Raw genomic sequence first — 16,707 nt, 5'->3', positions numbered from 1 at the left:
CGCGCGCAGCGCGGGCACCAGAGCCGCCAGCACCACCACGGCCGGCATCCCGGCCAGCGTGGCGGCGTACACCCAGGGGCCGACGGTGACGCTGAACACCCCGTCGCCGATGTCGCGCAGCAGCGGCCGCACCGCCAGGCCGCCCGCCACTGTGCCGAGCGCGCCGCCGGCGGCGGCCGGGACCAGGACCATCGTCAGGTACACGGCCACGACCTGGTTCGGCGTGAACCCGAGGGCCTTGAGCACCCCGATGTGCCGTGACCCGGCCACGACCGCGCCGCCGACCACGTTCGCCACGATGAGGACGGCCACCACCAGCCCGAGCCCCCCGAACCCGGCGAGGAACGGCAGGAACACCGAGGCCGTGCGGCCCGCGTCCCGCTTGACGGCCAGGTACGACCGCGAGCCCACCAGCGCACTCTCCGGCAGCCCCGCCGTGATCGCCGCCATGCCCCGGCGCACCTCGGCGTCGGTGGCCGCGGCGTCGAGACGGTAGAGCATCTGGTACGCGGACGGGCGCAGCGCGGCGGCCTGGCCCGGGGTCACCCACGACTCGGCGCTCCCGCTCACGCTGGAGGCCAGGCCCACCACGGTGAACGCCGGGCCTTCCGCCGTGGTGAACCGTGCGCCGACGAGGTAGGAGAAGTGCGGGCCGGGCGGCCGGTTGAGCACGATCTCGCCGGCGCGGGCGGGCGGGCGTCCGGCCCACAGGTCCACCCGGTCCACCGGCCCGCCGGGGACGGGACGGCCGACGAGCGCGAGCGGGCCGGGCGGCAGGTGCTCGACCGTGTCCGGGATCGTCACGACGGCCTGCGGGAACGGGCCCGCCGCCGCCTCCACCCCGGGCACGCGGGCCCCCGCCGCCAGCCGCGCCGCGGCGACCTCGGCCGAATCGTAGGAGGCCACGACGTGCGCGCCGTTCTGCTCCGCGAAGGCCCGGTCGAATGGCGCCGACACGCTCTCCAGCAGGCCCAGGGCCACCACGATGGCCACGGTGGAGCAGAAGACCACGACCCCGAGCACGAACGTCTGCACCCTGCGCCGCCGCACCGCCGCCCGCGCGACCCGCCACACCGCACCGGCGCCCAGGCCGGACGGGGCACGTTCCGACGCCGGGTGACCGGGCGAGGATCGCGGGAGGGAGGTGGTCATGGGGTGCGCTCCAGGCCGTGCTCGGCGACCACCCGGCCGTCGGCCAGCTCGACCAGGCGGCCGGCGCAGCGTTCGGCCAGGTCGGGGTCGTGGGTGACGATCAGCAGCGTCTGCCCGATCTGGTTGAGGTCGATCAGCAGGTCCATCACCTGCTCGCCGGACCTGCTGTCCAGCGCGCCGGTCGGCTCGTCGGCCAGCAGCAGGGCAGGACGGTTCATCAGCGCCCTGGCCACGGCCACGCGCTGGCGCTCCCCGCCGCTGAGCGCCGCCGGGTATACGTCCGCGCGCTCGGCGATGCCCAGCTCCTCGAACAGCTCCATCGCCCGGTCGCGGGCCTGGCGCGCGGGCGTCCCGGTGAGCTGGGCGGTCAGCGCGGCGTTGTCCAGCGCGGGCAGGTCGTCGATGAGGTTGAAGAACTGGAAGACCATCCCGACGTGGCGGCGGCGGAACAGCGCCAGCTCCGTCTCGTTCATCGCGCCCAGGTCCTGTCCGCCCACCTGGACCGTCCCCCGCGTCGGACGGTCCAGGCCGGCGACCAGGTTGAGCAGCGTGGACTTCCCACAGCCCGACGGCCCCATCACGGCGACCGCGTCCCCGGCGTCGATCCGCAGTGACACGCCGCCGAGGGCCCTGGCCGCGCCGTACTCCTTGTGGACGTCGTCGAGCCGCACGACGACGCGTCCACCGGGGTCGTGGTGTGTGTCCATGGCCCAGAACCTAGAGCGGGGCGGCGCGGCAGGGCATCCCGCCGGGGATGTAAGCGCGACGGCCGTCATCCCGTGGATGTAGGGCCGGGGGAGGATGTGGGGGTTCGCGGGTGACGCGAAGATGGTCCCGTGTGGGAATGGCTGATCGCCGCCCTGGCGGTCGCGTGCGGTCTCGCGGGATGGCTGGCGGTGGCACTCGTACGGACGCGGCGCCGCTACCGAGCCGCGCTCGGCGAGCAGGGGCGGCTGCTGGAACGCGAGCGCGAACGGGCGGCCGGCGCGGCCGTCGACGCCGAGCGCGCCAGGATCGCCGCCGAGCTGCACGACATCGTCAGCCACAACGTCAGCCTCATGGTCGTCCAGGCCGGGGCCGCCAGGGAGGTGCTGACCACGATGCCGGGCGAGGCCGAGACCGCGCTCAGGGCCGTCGAGTCCGCGGGGCGCGACGCGATGACCGAGCTGCGCCACCTGCTCGGGCTGCTGGCGCCGTCGCCCGACGGCGACGACGACGGGGGCAACGAAGGCGACGGGGGTGACCTCGCGCCGCAGCCGGGGCTGGGCCGGCTCGGGGCACTGGCCGACCGGATCGCGTTCGCCGGGCTCCCGGTCGAGGTACGCGTCTCCGGCCCGCCCCGCCCGCTTCCCGCCGGGATCGACGTGACCGCGTACCGGATCGTCCAGGAGGCGCTCACGAACGCGCTCAAGCACGGGGAGGGCGCCAAGGCCGAGGTGAGCGTCCGCTACACCGACCACTATCTGCGGGTGGAGGTGCTCAACACCGGGCCGAGCGTGCTCACGGGCGCCGCCCGGCGCGCGGACGACGGCGGACGGTCCGCGCACGGGGCCGGGCGCGGGCTGCTGGGGCTGCGCGAACGGGTCGCGATGTACGGCGGCGACCTCGACGCCCGGCGACGGCTCGGCGGCGGCTACCGGGTGCGCGCCCGCATCCCCCTGGACCGCCCGTGACGCACCCGGCCCCGGAACCCGGCGGGGCTTCGGAACCGGGACCCGTGCCGGGTGCGGGCCCGCGGGTGTTGATCGCCGATGACCAGGCGCTGGTACGGGTCGGGTTCCGGCTCATACTGACCGCGCGCGGCATCGACGTCGCGGGCGAGGCGGCCGACGGGGCCGAGGCGGTGGCCGAGGCGCACCGGCTCGTACCCGACGTGGTGCTGATGGACATCCGCATGCCCGGCATGGACGGCCTGGAGGCGGCCCGCCGGGTGCTCGCCCACGACCCGCGCTGCCGGGTGATCATGCTGACCACGTTCGACCTCGACCGGTACGTCTACGCCGCCCTGGCCCTCGGCGCCAGCGGCTTCCTGCTCAAGGACGTCACCCCGGAACACCTGGCCGCCGCCGTACGCCTGGTCGGCACCGGTGACGCGCTGCTGGCCCCGTCGATCACCCGCCGCCTCGTCGAACGCTTCGCCGCCGCCGACCGCGCCCCCGGCGCCCCGCCCGCCGCCGTCCACAGCGACCTGGCCGCCCTGACGCCGCGTGAGCTGGAGGTCCTGACGCTCATGGGCAGGGGCCTGTCGAACGCCGAGCTGGCGTACGCGCTGACTCTCAGCGAGGCCACCGTGAAGACGCACGTCGCTCGCATCTTCGCCAAGCTCGCGCTGCGCGACCGCGCCCAGGCGGTGGTGCTCGCCTACGAGACGGGGCTGGTCAGACCGGGCGGCGAGTAGCCACGGGGCCGGTTCCGGGTGTCCGGCCGACCGGCCGGCGGCCTCGCGGGCCGTCCCCGCGAGGTCACCGGGATCTGGCAGCGGGATCTCGTTACGACCGCGCGAACGTCCAGCCGGGCATCCCCGGCACAGGACCGGGCAGCGGCCTGGTGCGCAGCGGGCCCACCTCGGCGGGCGGCACCGCCTCACACCGCGCACCCTTGGCGGGCACCTTCAGCGAGACGAGGTAGTCGTCGATGGCCGTGGTCGGGCACTCGCCGCGGCCGTAGATGCCGTGCCCCCACCCCTCGTACGTCAGCAGCCGGGCCTCCCGCCCGATCTGCCGCGCCGCGTTGACCGCCCACGGGTAGGCGGTGGCGGGGTCGTGCAGGGCGTTGCCCAGCAGCAGCGTGGGCGTGCCCGACACGTCCAGGCGGTGCTGCGGGTTCGGGATCGGGGCGGACGTGCCCAGGCAGGCGACGGAGGTCCCGTGGCCCGCGGAGCTGATCAGCATGTCGGGCGCGATGGCGGCCGACCTGCGTATGTGGCGCTCGTACTCGCGGTAGTCGCGGATCGGCAGCAGGTAGTCCTGGCAGAACACCTGGGTGGCGTCGTTGATCACCTGCTCCGAGCTGGTGGCGAGGGGCGTCAGGATCGCCTTCGCCTCCGACGGGGTCCCCTTGGCCAGCGCCTCCAGGAAGTCGGCGAGCTCCTTGAACGCCGGGCCGTAGAACGCGCCGAACGCCTGCCTGATGAGGTGCAACTTGGTCAGCTTGACGCCAGGGAAACCGGGAACCTCCAGCTCGCCCCGGTCGGCGCGGGCCAGCAGGTCCCGCCAGACGGCGCGTACGTCCTGCCCGTGCAGGGCGCAGGAGGCGGTCTTGCCGCACCAGGCGACGAACTCGTTGAAGGAGTCCTGGGCGGTCCACGACTCGGTGTCGAGGAAGGCCCTCGTGCCCAGGCTGTGGTCCATGTTGCTGTCGAGCGTGAGCGCGCGCACGCGGCCGGGGAACTGCTCGGCGTAGAGCTGGCCGATCAGCGTGCCGTACGAGACGCCGTAGTAGGTGAGCTTGTCGTCGCCGAGTGCGGCGCGCAGGACGTCGAGGTCGCGTACGACGTTGCCGGTGTGCACCTGGTCGAACAGCGGGCCGGTGCGCTGGCGGCAGTCCTGGCGGTAGCGTTCGTTGTGCGCGAGCAGGGCCTCGAAGTCGGCCTGGCTCTTGATCGACAGCGGGTCGGGCGCCTGCACGGCGAGGTCGAGCGAGCAGAGGATGGGGTGGCTGCGCGCCACGCCGCGCGGGTCGAAGCCGACGACGTCGAAGCGGCTGGTCAGCTCGGAGCTGAAGCCGAGCCAGTCGCCGAGCACGGCCTCCACGCCGGAGCCGCCGGGGCCGCCGGGGTTGATCACGAGGGAGCCGATGCGGGCGGCGGGGTCGGTGGCCTTGCGGCGGGCCAGCGCGAGCTCGAACTTCTCGCCGTCCGGCTTGGCGTAGTCGACGGGCACGGTCAGCGTGCCGCACTCGACCGCGGTGTTCTCCGCGCACGGCGCCCAGGCGATCGACTGCGCGGACGCCGGGGTGGTCGCCCCGGCCACCGGTCCGGCGGTGGCGGTGGCGGTGGCGGGGGTCACGGGCATGAGGGGTGCGGTCAGCGCCGCTAAGAGGCCGAGGGACAGGACGGTTCTTCGCATATCACATCCAAACGTTGGGGAGTCCGATCATGGACCAGGCCCTCGACAAGGTCATCCACCTTGAGTAGGAGGTCGTGTCATCTTTTCGGCGTCGGATATGCGGTAGCGCAGATCATCTGAACGCCATGCATCGGAGATAGGATTGCCCGCATGAGCGGCGCGCGGCACGACGAGCTCTCCGGCCAGGACAACCTGGGCTGGACTCTGGGCGTGCTGCTGCGGGCCTACCACAGTTCGGTGATCACGGTGATCGGCGACCTGCCGCACGGCCCGCGCGGCTACCAGACCCTGGCCGCCGTGGTGGGCGGTGACCATCCGACCCAGCTCGCCCTGGCCGCGCATCTGGGCATCGACCGCACGGTGATGACGTACCTGCTCGACGACCTCGTCAAGGCCGGGCTGGTCGAGCGCCGCCTCAACCCCGCCGACCGCCGGCAGCGCCGGATCGTGGCCACGGCGGAGGGCGTACGCGTGTTCAAGGACCTCGCGCGGCGCGTGCGCGACGCGGAGGACGAGCTGCTCGGGGCGCTGGATGCGACCGAGCGCGACACTTTCCGTGGGCTGCTGTGGCGGGTGGCCTGCGACGTACGCCACCTCGAACCGGTCAGAGACCCGTGCGACGTGGCCGAGGAGATGCTCTCCGACGGCGCCTGACCGTTCCCGCCTGTGTTGCTCTGCCGGTCCACTCCTGCGCTTTTCCTGCGCTTTTCGCGTCCCGTGGGGCGCGGGCGCGCGCATGGAATGTCCGGGATCAACTAGCTGTTGTGCAACTCGTCTGGCACAGAGATAGTCTTCACAGCAACACATCTGCCTCGCGCGGGCGGAGGAGGAGGGCACATGCCTGACTACGGGCACGACCTGAAGTTCGGGTCCTTCATCACGCCGGGGAACGCCTCACCGCAGGAGGTCGTCGCGCTGGCACAGGAGTCGGAGGCGGCCGGGCTCGACCTGGTGACCTTCCAGGACCACCCCTACCAGTCGGCCTTCCTCGACACCTGGACGCTGCTGTCCTACGTCGCCGCCAAGACCGAGCGCGTCCACCTGTCGGGCAACGTGATCAACCTGCCCCTGCGCCCTCCCGCCGTGCTCGCCAGGGCCGCGGCCGGGCTCGACCTGCTGAGCGGGGGCCGGTTCGAGCTGGGCCTGGGCGCGGGCGGCTTCTGGGACGCGATCGCGGCCATGGGCGGCCGAAGGCTGAGCCCCGGGCAGGCCGTGGACGCGCTCAGCGAGGCCATCGACATCATCCGCGGGCTGTGGGACGCGGACAACCGTTCGCTGTTCCGGGTGGACGGGACGTACTACCGGGTCGACGGCGCCAAGCGCGGGCCCGCCCCGGCCCACGACATCGGCATCTGGCTGGGGGCGTACAAGCCGAGGATGCTCCGCCTGATCGGCGCCAAGGCCGACGGGTGGCTGCCCTCGCTGCCGTACATGAAGAGCCTGGACGAGCTGGCCGCGGCCAACGCCACCATCGACGCGGCGGCCACCGAGGCGGGGCGCGACCCGTCCGCCGTCCGCCGCCTGATCAACATCGGCGGACGGCTCGGCGGCCCGCGCAGTGACCGGCTGCTGACCGGCCCGCCCGAGCAGTGGGCGGAGCAGCTCGCCGCGCTCACCCTCGAGTACGGCTTCTCCGGCTACATCGTCATGGCTGACGACCCCGGCACCATCCGGGCGTTCGGCCAGGAGGTCGCTCCCCGGGTGCGCGAACTCGTGGCGCAGGAGCGGGGCGGCGTCCCGGGGAACGCGCGATGAGCACCGGCTACGGTCACCCGCTGCGGTTCGGCGTGCTGCTCACGCCGGGCGGCTCCGAGCCGGAGGCGGCGGTCGAGCGGGCGCGGCTGGCGGAGGAGCTGGGTTACGACCTGGTGTCCTTCCTGGACGAGCCCGCGGGCACCGACCCCTGGACGCTGCTGAGCTGGGTCGCGGCCCGTACGAGCCGCGTCCGCCTGGCCGCCGGGGTCGGTCCCGAGGCCGATCCGGCGGTGGCGGCGCGCGCGGCGGCCAGCCTCGACCTGCTCACCGACGGCCGCGTCGAGCTGGTGCTGAGCACGGACGGGGCGGACAGGGCCGACGGGGTGGACGGAGCGGACGGGAGGGTGGGTGACGTGGTCGGGCGGCTGGGTGAGGCGGTCGACGTCATCCGCGGCATCTGGGCGGCCCACCACCGCTCGCCGCTCACCTTCGACGGCGAACACCACCGCCTTGAAGGCGCGGAACGCGGCCCAGCCCCGGCACACAACATCCCTCTGTGGGTGGCAGCCGAGCCGCGCCCCGGCCCCCTGCACCCCGGCCTCCTGCGCCTGGCCGCCGCCAAGGCCGACGGCCTGTTCCTCACACCCGAGGCACCCGAGGACCCCGAGGCCGCGATTGACGCGGCGGCGGACGGTCTGTCCCCCGCACCCGGTGGGCCCGGAGCGGAGATCGACGCGGCGGCGGAGGCGGCCGGGCGCGACCCTCGGGAGCTCCGCCGCCTGGCCCGCATCGCGCCCCGGTCCGGCCCGGCCGAAGAGTGGGTGGCCGACCTCCTGGCCCTGATCCGGGCCGGAGGGCTCAGCACCCTCCTCCTCGCCACCGACGACCCCGGAATCCTGCGGCGCTTCGCCGAGGAGGTCGCCCCCGCGTTGCGCGCGGCGTCCGGGGCAGAGCGGAGCCAGGTCAAGAGCGTGTTCGTCCGCAGGCACCGGCGTGACGGCATCGACTACGACGCCGTACCCGCCGCCCTCGCCCCGACGGCCGTCGAACCCGGCGACGCCGGTTACGCCCGCGTCCGCTCCACGTACCTGCGCGGCGGCTCACCCGGCCTGGTCCTGCGCCCCGGCACGCCCGGGGAGGCGGGGCAGGCGGTGGTGTTCGCGCGTACGCAGCCGGTGAAGCTGTCGATCCGCAGCGGCGGCCACGGCATCAGCGGGCGTTCGACCAACAACGGCGGCATCGTCATCGACCTGTCGCGCCTCAACGCGATCGAGGTCCTCGACAAGGCGGCCCGCCGCGTCCGCGTCGGACCGGGCGCGCGCTGGAGCGACGTGGCCGCCGCGCTCGCCCCGCACGGCTGGGCGCTCAGCTCCGGCGACTACGGCGGCGTGGGCGTCGGCGGCCTGGCCACCTCGGGCGGCATCGGCTGGTTCGTCCGCGAGCACGGGCTGACCATCGACCACCTGCGCGCCGTGGACCTCGTGCTCGCCGACGGCAGCCAGGTGCACGCCGACGAGGAGGAGAACGCCGAGCTGTTCTGGGGCGTACGCGGCGCGGGCGCCAACTTCGGCATCGTCACGTCGTTCGAGTTCGAGGTGGACGAGGCGGGCGACGTCGGCTTCGCGCAGTTGGTCGTGGACGCCTCCGACACGGCCGCCCTCCTCGAACGCTGGGGAGCCGCCATGGAGGCCGCCCCGCGTGACCTGACCAGCTCCCTGATCGTCGGCCGGGCCCAGCTCGGCCAGCCGCTCATCGGGCAGATCATGGCGGTCGTGGACTCCGACGACGCCGAGACGATCGTCAACCGGCTCCAGCCCGTCGCCGCCGCGGCGCCGCTGCTCGACTACTCCATCCAGGTGCTGCCGTACGAGGAGGTCATGCGCGTCGGGCACGGCCAGCACGACGGCCAGGGGGAGCCGGTGACCAGGGCCGCGCTCGCCGACCACCTCACGCCCGAGCTGTCGGCGGCGGCGGCGCGGCTGGTGGCGAGCGGGCAGACGTACTTCTTCCAGATCCGCGCGGTCGGGGGCGCGGCGTCGGACGTCGCCCCCGACGCCACCGCCTACGCGGGCCGCTCGGCCAACTTCCAGCTCGTCGCCTTCGGTCCCAGCCGCCGGGGCCTGGACGCCGCCTGGGACGGCCTGCTCCACCACTTCAACGGCCTCTACATCAACTTCGAGACCGACCTGCGCCCCGAACGCCTCCACGACGCCTACCCCGAGCCCACGTTACGGCGGCTGCGCGCACTCAAACGCCGCTACGACCCGGACAACGTCTTCCGCGACAACTTCAACGTCACCCCCACCGAGCCCTGAACGGCCCAGGACCAGCGCTCGTCAGGTGTCCCAGAGGGCCTGGCAGTGCCGCACGCCGGGTGGGCCGAATCTGATCCGCATGGTCCGGCCCGCTGGAGGCCGGTGACGGCACCGGCCTCCAGCGGATTCGCTAGGAGTACTTGGTCTTGGCGCTGCACCTGGCGTTACGCAGATAGCCGAAGATGAATCCGCCCACCCATCCCAGCATCCTGGCCGCCCCTGGATAGCCCTTGGCACTCGACCAGTTGCCCAAGGCGTTGGAGAACATGGTGCCGAACACCTCCCCGCAGTTGAGGCCGTTCTTGACCCGTGCCGCCCATCGCCTCGCCGGAGCGCAGCTTGCCGCTGAGCCAGCCGTAGCGCTGGCCGCTCTGCCCGCCGGCCGGCTCGCCGAACTCCTGGTAGTCGAACAGCTCCGGCTCGCTCAGGGCGCGGTCGACGGTCGCGGCCACGTCCCCGTGCAGGTTCGTCAGTTGCAGCAGCACGCTGCCGTTGGCGGAGGACGTCGCCACCAGGTCGTTGTCCGGCCCGGCGATGATCCGGGTACGGGCGCCGGTGTCGTCCTCGGCGATCCAGGTCGGCTCGTCGCTGTCGTCACCGTAGTGGTTGACCTTCGCCGCGGTGTTCGTCCAGGTGCCGTCCACCTGCGTCTGGGCGCGTGACGTCCGCGACCGGTGCAGCGGGTCGAGCGTCCAGGTCTGCCGGGCGTCGCCGGCCTCCTGGCTCTGGACGAGATCGTTGGCGAAGTAGCCGTTGGCCACCCCGTCCGGCGTCTGGGTCGTCCGGCCGAACGCGTCATAGACGTATCCCGCCTTGGTCAGCCGGTCGGCGGAGTCGTAGCCGTAGCTCTCCGACGAGTCGGCCTCCGCCGTGTCGCACGAGCCGTCCGCGGCCGGTTCGAAGACGGACTGGCCGGTCCGGTTGGAGCGGGTGTCGTAGGCGTACGTACGGGTGACGCAGCCGGCCGTGCCGGCGCCGCTGTGCGACACGGCGGTCAGCCGGCCGATCCGGTCGTAGGAGTAACGCTTGCCGCCGCCGGTGTTGCCCGTCCGGCGAGTACGTGCCCGCGATGTTGTCGGTGTACCCGGTCACCAGGCCGCGCGGCTCGGCGTCCCGGTCGTAGGTGAAGGTGCCGGAACCGGTCGGGTCGGTCACCTTGGTCCGCTTGCCGAACCGGTCGTACTCGGTCACCGTGGCGGAGCCGTCGGCGTCGGTGTAGCTGACCAGCCTGCCCAGCACGTCGTACTCCCGGACGACGGCGGCGCCGTCCGCGACGCTGCGGGCGACCCGGCCGCCGGCGGGGTCGTAGGTGGTGGTCGTCGCGGGCACGGCCGCGCCCAGGTCGGACGTGATGGTCCTGCCCGTGACGCGGGCGGCGGCGTCGAACGTCGTCGTCGTGGTTCTCGTCTTGCCGCCCGAGGTCTCCTTCACCTCCGCCTCGTCCAGGTAACGGCTGTAGGCGCTGACCCGGCGGACGGGCAGCTCGCCGGTCATCCGCGCCGGGTCGTGCCCGGTGACCTCTCCGGCGGCCCTGGTCAGGCAGACCTGACCGGCCCACTCCGGCCGGTCGCCGCAGGCGGCCTCCGCCGCGTTGGCCCCGGCCGTGTAGTAGACCACCGCCGGCGTACGGGCGTCGGAGCCGTCGGAGCCGACACCCAGCGACTTCACCACCCGGCCCGCGTCGTCGTAGACCCGGTAGGAGGTGAGGTCCGCACCGCCGGCGTCGGTGACGGTCTTGGTCGGCAGGCGCAGTGCCCAGCCCGACGTCCCGCCGTGCTCGGGGGCGTACCCCTTCCTGGTGACCCGCAGGCCGACCGCCGGGTAGCCGTCGATCCTGGCCCCCTGGGTCTCGGTCGTGACCAGGTGGTAGCGGGTTCCGTCGGGTTTGTCCTCGTCGTAGGCCATGGTCACGCTCGGCCGGCCGATGACCGTGGACCCGGCCTCGATCGCGCCCAAAGGCCCGCCGCCGTCAGGGTCGGCGACCTGGCGTTCCATCACCATCGTCACCGTCGGCCCGACCGCCTCCAGCAGGTTCACCCCGTCGGTGCTGTAGGCGTTCGTCGTGGACAGCGCGTACGCGCGGCTGGCGGTGTCGGAGTCCAGCAGGCCGAGCGCGGCGAGGTCGGTGCCCGCGTTCGGCAGCAGCCCGAGCGCGAGGGAGCGGTCGGTGGCCTCCAGGGATCGGACCACGTTGCCGAACCTGTCGTACTCCTGGGTGTCGACGGCGCCGCCCGGACTGGCCACGTTGACCGCCTGACCGTGCGGGTTCAGGTAGTAGACGGTCGCGAACCGGTACCCGGAGGTGCCTGGCACCGAACCGGTGGCGCTGTTGCGGCCCGGGATGTCCTCCGGCCCGAAGACGGCGACCGCCTCGGTCGGCACGTCCGACTGTCCCCAGGTGGCCGCGGCGGCGGCGTTCAGATCGTACGGCCCGCCCGCCGCCTTGGTCGGCGGCGTGTTGTAGACCAGATTGACGGCGGTCTCCCCGTCGGTGGCGGTCTTCGAGCCCGGCTGCAGCGCGGCCCGCCGGACCCGTAACAGCTTGCCCGGGTGCTCGTCACCGGCCAGGTCGGCGATCTGGTCCGCGGCCAGCGCCCGCCCGTAGATCCGTACGTCGTCGATGCCGCCGTGCCACAGGTTCGCGGCGGCGCCCGCCCACTTGGCCCGGCCGATCACGTAGTTGCCGGACGCGTTCCAGCCGCCGGCGGCCGCGGTGGCCGACTGCGCCACCCCGTTGACGTAGAGGGTCATCCGGCCGGTGGCCGGGTCGTGGACGCCGGTCAGGTGGGTCCACTGGCCCAGCGTGGGCGCGACGTTCGAGGTGGCGCGCACCGCGGACGAGCTTTCACTGTCGGCGGTGACCCGTGAGAACGCCCACCGGTCGGTCGCGGCCACGTAGTTGAGGAAGAACCCGCTGGTGGACGAGCCGTCCTTGGAGACGATCGTCCGGTTGACCGACTTGTCGGTCAGGCGGGCCCAGGCGGAGACGGTGTAGGCCGAGGTGTTCGGCAGCGCGGCCCCGGCCACCTGGACCTGCGCCCCCGCCGTGCCGCCGAACGTGAGCGCGCGGTCCTCGGCCCGGCCGGGGTCGTTGCCCTGGGCCCAGCCCACGCCCGCGGTGATCGTGCCGTTCCGGCCGCTGCCGGACGAGTCGGCCGCCGAGGTCCCGGAGCCGGCGTCCAGGTCCCAGCGCAGCGCGGCCGCGTCCACATCCGGGTTACCGTGGTCGAACATCCACGGCAGCTCACCCGGCGGGGTCGCCTTGGTGACCCGGCCGGCGGCGTCGTACTCGTAGGAGGTCTTCAGCGCGAGGCTGACGCGCGGGTCCCACACCTGGCGCAGCCGGCCCAGGTGGTCGTAGGCGTAGCGGGCGACCTCCTCGCCGGTGGTGGCGGAGGCCGCCGAGTCCCAGGCCCAGAGCTTCACCGCGACGACCCGGTCCGTGTGGTCGCCGAACACGGTGTCGCTCAGGCCCGGCGCGGTGGCCGCGGCGTAGACGTACTCGAGGGCCTGGCAGCCGCGCGGCAGGGTGGCGCCGGAGCACTTGCCCGCGTCGTCCACGCCAGGCTGGAGCGGGTTGACCACCCGCTTGAGCAGCATGCGCCCTTTGGTAACCCGGGCGTGCACGGCGTGCGACAGACGGTGTCCCACCCGGATGGATCGTCCGGGCTTGACCTTGACGTAGCGGCAACGTTTTGACTGGCGGCAGGTCAGCGACTTCCGTGAGAAAGGCGTGCACGATGATGAACCTGCCGTTCGACCGTCCCGACCCCCTCGTGCCCCCTCCCGAGTACGCGCGCCTGCGCGAGACGGAGCCCGTGGCCCCGGTGCGTACCCCCGACGGCCGGACGGCGTGGCTGGTCACCTCGTACGAGGCCGTCGCCGCCGTGCTCTCCGACCGGAGGTTCGGGCTCGCGCCGCCTGGCGTGCCGCACGAGGGCAACGACACGTTGTTCCAGGACGGCGAGGCGCACGCGCGGCTGCGGCGGCTGGTGTCGAAGGCGTTCGGCCCGCGCGCCGTGGACGGGCTGCGCGCCCGCGTCGAGCGGCTGGCCGGCGAGCACGTGGCGGCGCTGGCCAAGACCGGCCCGCCCGCCGACCTGGTGGCCGGGCTGGCGGCGCCGATGTCGATCACGGCGATCAGCGAGCTGCTCGGCGTCGAGATCGGCGACCGCGAACGGTTCCACGCCATCGCCGGCGGCACGGGCGGGGCCGACTTCGTGTTCGGCGCCCCGGAGGAGCTGGCCCAGGCCGCCCAGGCGTGGGAGGAACTGGCCGCGTACGCCGCCACGCTGGTCGAGGCCAGGCGGGCGGCCCTGGGGGACGACCTGCTCAGCTCGCTCATCGCCGTACGGGACGCCGACGACGGGCGGCTGAGCGACGGCGAGCTGGTCGCCATGGCCGCCACCATCGTCTCCGCCGGCTACCTGTCGGCCCGCAACGCCATCTCGACCGCCGCCCTCCACCTCCTCGCCGAGGATCGGCTGCCGGACGCCGCCGACCCCGGGCAGCTGGCCGCGACCGTCGAGGAGGTGCTGCGCCTGCAGTCGGGGCGGACCGGCGAGCCGTTCCCCCGCTACGCCCAGGCCGATCTCGACCTGGCCGGGGCCCGGATCGCGGCCGGTGACCTGGTGCTGGTACGGCTGGAGGCCGCGCACCGCGACCCCCGGCACTTCGACGAGCCCGACGCCCTCCGGCCGGAGCGGCACGCAGGCTCCGGTGCCGGCCCGTCGCTGGTGTTCGGGCACGGCATGCACTACTGCCTCGGCGCGCCGCTGGCCCGGCTGGAGGTGGCCGCCGCCCTCGGCGCGCTGGCCCGGCGGCTGCCCGGCCTGCGGCTGCGGGATCCGGTCGACCAGATCGTCTGGGCCCGCGACGGCGTCGACTTCGGCCCGGCGGAACTGCACGTCACCTGGTGATCGGGCCTCGCCCCGTGGTGGGTGTCTCTGCTGATCGGGAGTCAGCCCGTGCCGGGCCCGACGTGGTGATCGGGCCGCTGCTCGCGCCGTACGTTCGCGCTGATCGGGCGTCAGTCCGTGCGTTGGAGCAGGAGCGTGACGAAGCCCAGGACGTCCCGGTAGCCGGTGAGCCACAGCTCGCGGTGTTCGCGGGCGGTGGCGAGGGCGGCGTCGCCGTCCGGGCCCGGGTGGGCGAGCGCCCAGCGGGTCAGCGTGCCGGTCCACGACCACTCGTACTCGTCCCATTCCGCCCTTGAGCTGGTGTGACCGTGGACGGTGGCGAAACCGGCGCGCTCCATGCGCTCCACCGTGCCGGCCAGGTCGGCGTATTCGTCGGGCTCGGCGTCCAGCCGGGTGAGCAGGTCGGGGGCGGGCGGCCGTTCCCAGAAGCCCTCGCCGACCAGGGCGAGCCCGGAGGAGGGACGCAGGTGGGCGCGTACGGCGGCGAGCGTCGCGGCGAGCCCGCCGAACGCGTGGGTGGCGCCGACGCACAACACCAGGTCGTACGGCCCGTCGGCGGCGAAGGCGGCCGCCGGGGTACGGTGCAGCCGCAGCCGGTCGGACACCCCGCGACTGTCGGCGTCCCTGGCGGTGGCGGCCAGCGCGGGCTCGGAGACGTCGACCCCGTCGGCCGTCGCGTCCGGGTAGCGCGCGAGCGCCCTCGTCAGCCACGCCCCCTCGCCACAGCCCAGGTCGAGGATGCGTGCCTTCGGCGGCAGCTTCGCCCGGGCGAGCAGGCGATCGAGGCCCTCCTCGCCGATGGGGGCGGAGATGGGGTGGTCGCCGTGGGCGAGGTGGCTGAGCTGTTCGCGTTCCATCCGAGGGACTATGGCGGATCGGCGGACGGAGTGCCAAGGCCAGGGGCGCGGGCGGCATCCGGGGGATCGCGGCCGTCGCTGTTCAGCATGCGAAGGCTGCGGGCGCCTCCATCCGCAGGCGGTGCTCATTCGCCTGGTCGCGGGCGTCGTCGGAGGCCGAGCGGAATTGTCGGTGCCGGACGGCATCCTTGGCGTGCGGCGTCACTGCCAGGGCGCGGGAGTCATGGGCGGCGTGCGGGAGGTTCTTCCGCCGCCCGGTCACGTTTCCTCCCTCGCGTCCGTCATAGCGGTGACGCACGACGGCCACCGGCCGACGAACGACACAGGAGCTGAGGACGAACATGACGAACACCGATCTGCGCGGCGCGGTGGAGGGCCGGGTGCTGCTGCCCGGCGACGACGGGTTCGAGGAGACGGCCAAACCGTGGAACCTCGCGATCCGACAACCCGTCGCCGCCGTCGTCGAGGCCCGCGACGCGGCCGACGTCGCGGCCGTGGTCCGCTACGCGGGCCGCGCCGGGCTCACGGTGAGCGCCCAGGCGGGCGGCCACGGGGCCTCCGGTGACACCGAGGGGGTCATCCTGCTGCGTACCGGGCTGCTGGGCGGCGTCGAGGTGCGGGCCGGGGAGCGGGTGGCCCGCGTGGGCGCGGGCGTGAAGTGGGGCGAGGTGCTGGCCGCGGCCGGGCCGTCGGGGCTGACCGGGCTGGCGGGCAGCAGCCCCATCGTGAGCGTGACCGGCTACACCCTGGGCGGCGGGCTGAGCTGGTTCGGCCGCAGGTACGGCTTCGCCGCCGACGGCGTGCGCTCGTTCGACGTCGTACAGGCCGACGGCGAGCCCGCGACGGTGACGGCCGACTCCGACCCCGACCTGTTCTGGGCGCTGCGCGGCGGGGGCGGCGACTTCGCGGTGGTCACGGCGGTCGAGTTCGAGCTGCATCCGGCGCCCGCCCTCTACGGGGGCCGGATGATCTGGCCGGGCCATCGGGCCCGCGAGGTGTTCGACGCCTTCCGCGAGATCACCTTCCAGGCCCCCGACGAGCTGAGCCTGTGGTTCAATCGGGTCCAGCTCCCGCAGGCGCCGCCCATGGTCACCGTGGACGCCGCCTTCCTCGGCGACGAGACAGACGGGCGCGCGCTGCTCGGCAGCCTCGACAAGATCGACGACGTGATCGCCGACAAGCGCCGCCCGATGGCCGTGGCCGACCTGGGCGACATCAGCACCGACCCCACCGACCCGTCACCCGGGCGCTCGCGCGGCGAGCTGCTGACCGCACTCGACGACACGGCGGCCGAGATCCTGCTCGACGCCCCGATGGAGCCGCTGCTCGGCGTGCAGCTCAGACACCTGGGCGGGGCACTGTCCACCGCGCGGCCGGACGCGGGGCCGAGCGGTCCCCTCACCGAGCCGTACCTGGTCTACCTGCTGGGGCTCGCGCTCAACCCCGAGATGGCGCGGGCCACGGGCGTCCGGCAGGAGCGGTTCGCCGAGGCGCTCGGTGGGCTGGTGAGCGGGCGTAAGCCGTACACGATGCTGGGGAGCGGCGAGCGGGCCGCGGCGGCCTTCACCGAGGCGGACCTGGCCCGGCTGCGGGAGATCAAGCGGGCCCGCGACCCGCACGGGGTGCTGCGCGCCAACTTCCCCGTCCTGGCGTGACTCCGCCCCCCGAGGTCGCGTGGATCATGGGTCCTGTGCCGCTGCCG

At 73.8% G+C, this 16,707-nt stretch carries 12 protein-coding genes and 1 pseudogene; 7 read left to right on the top strand and 6 right to left on the bottom strand.

Annotated elements, in window-relative coordinates; translation table 11 throughout:
- Both ABD844_RS32110 and ABD844_RS32105 read right to left on the bottom strand, forming a co-directional pair.
- The coding region (locus ABD844_RS32110; protein ID WP_344886463.1) for an FtsX-like permease family protein at positions 1-1,152 on the bottom strand (1,152 nt) is incomplete at its 3' end.
- Positions 1,149-1,859, bottom strand: a complete 711-nt coding sequence (locus ABD844_RS32105) for an ABC transporter ATP-binding protein (RefSeq protein ID WP_344886462.1) — start codon at positions 1,857-1,859, stop codon at positions 1,149-1,151. The genes ABD844_RS32110 and ABD844_RS32105, both read right to left, overlap by 4 nt.
- A 129-nt stretch (positions 1,860-1,988) precedes the next feature.
- Between ABD844_RS32105 and ABD844_RS32100 the strand changes: the two genes are divergently transcribed.
- A complete protein-coding gene (locus ABD844_RS32100) occupies positions 1,989-2,825 on the top strand; it encodes a sensor histidine kinase (RefSeq protein WP_344886461.1) in 837 nt (278 codons plus the stop codon).
- A 65-nt stretch (positions 2,826-2,890) separates the two neighbouring features.
- A complete protein-coding gene (locus tag ABD844_RS32095) occupies positions 2,891-3,550 on the top strand; it encodes a response regulator (protein WP_344886460.1) in 660 nt (219 codons plus the stop codon).
- Between the two features lie 91 nt (positions 3,551-3,641).
- Here ABD844_RS32095 and ABD844_RS32090 read toward each other — a convergent pair whose 3' ends face one another.
- Positions 3,642-5,219: an alpha/beta fold hydrolase gene (locus ABD844_RS32090; protein WP_344886459.1), complete on the bottom strand. Its 1,578-nt coding sequence runs from the start codon at positions 5,217-5,219 to the stop codon at positions 3,642-3,644.
- 150 nt (positions 5,220-5,369) lie between these two features.
- On the opposite strand from ABD844_RS32090, the gene ABD844_RS32085 reads away from it, so the two are divergent.
- The 3 genes and pseudogenes from ABD844_RS32085 (at position 5,370) to ABD844_RS32075 (ending at position 9,229) form a co-directional block, all read left to right on the top strand.
- Complete coding sequence (locus ABD844_RS32085; protein ID WP_344886458.1) at positions 5,370-5,873, top strand: MarR family winged helix-turn-helix transcriptional regulator; 504 nt, start codon at positions 5,370-5,372, stop codon at positions 5,871-5,873.
- 183 nt (positions 5,874-6,056) lie between these two features.
- A pseudogene (locus ABD844_RS32080) lies at positions 6,057-6,947 on the top strand (LLM class flavin-dependent oxidoreductase); the annotation flags it as partial.
- 23 nt (positions 6,948-6,970) lie between these two features.
- Positions 6,971-9,229, top strand: a complete 2,259-nt coding sequence (locus tag ABD844_RS32075; RefSeq protein ID WP_344886456.1) for an LLM class flavin-dependent oxidoreductase — start codon at positions 6,971-6,973, stop codon at positions 9,227-9,229.
- Positions 9,230-10,024: 795 nt separating this feature from the next.
- Here the strand turns inward: ABD844_RS32075 and ABD844_RS32070 are convergent.
- Positions 10,025-12,829 (bottom strand): LamG-like jellyroll fold domain-containing protein, encoded by a 2,805-nt coding sequence (locus ABD844_RS32070; RefSeq protein WP_344886455.1) that lies wholly within the window; start codon positions 12,827-12,829, stop codon positions 10,025-10,027.
- 140 nt (positions 12,830-12,969) lie between these two features.
- Between ABD844_RS32070 and ABD844_RS32065 the strand changes: the two genes are divergently transcribed.
- Positions 12,970-14,148 carry a cytochrome P450 gene (locus ABD844_RS32065; RefSeq protein WP_344886454.1) on the top strand — a complete coding sequence of 393 codons (1,179 nt, stop codon included), beginning with the start codon at positions 12,970-12,972 and terminating at the stop codon, positions 14,146-14,148.
- Between the two features lie 110 nt (positions 14,149-14,258).
- Here the strand turns inward: ABD844_RS32065 and ABD844_RS32060 are convergent, their stop codons facing one another.
- Positions 14,259-15,005 carry an SAM-dependent methyltransferase gene (locus tag ABD844_RS32060; protein WP_344886453.1) on the bottom strand — a complete coding sequence of 249 codons (747 nt, stop codon included), beginning with the start codon at positions 15,003-15,005 and terminating at the stop codon, positions 14,259-14,261.
- Between the two features lie 82 nt (positions 15,006-15,087).
- Complete coding sequence (locus ABD844_RS32055; RefSeq protein WP_344886452.1) at positions 15,088-15,348, bottom strand: hypothetical protein; 261 nt, start codon at positions 15,346-15,348, stop codon at positions 15,088-15,090.
- On the opposite strand from ABD844_RS32055, the gene ABD844_RS32050 reads away from it, so the two are divergent.
- Positions 15,347-16,660: an FAD-binding oxidoreductase gene (locus ABD844_RS32050; protein WP_344886451.1), complete on the top strand. Its 1,314-nt coding sequence runs from the start codon at positions 15,347-15,349 to the stop codon at positions 16,658-16,660. The genes ABD844_RS32055 and ABD844_RS32050 overlap by 2 nt on opposite strands.
- Positions 16,661-16,707: the final 47 nt, after the last annotated feature.

The sequence above is a fragment of the Nonomuraea antimicrobica genome (genome assembly GCF_039536965.1).
Lineage (GTDB): Bacteria > Actinomycetota > Actinomycetes > Streptosporangiales > Streptosporangiaceae > Nonomuraea > Nonomuraea antimicrobica.
This window is presented reverse-complemented; position numbering and strand designations above follow the sequence as displayed.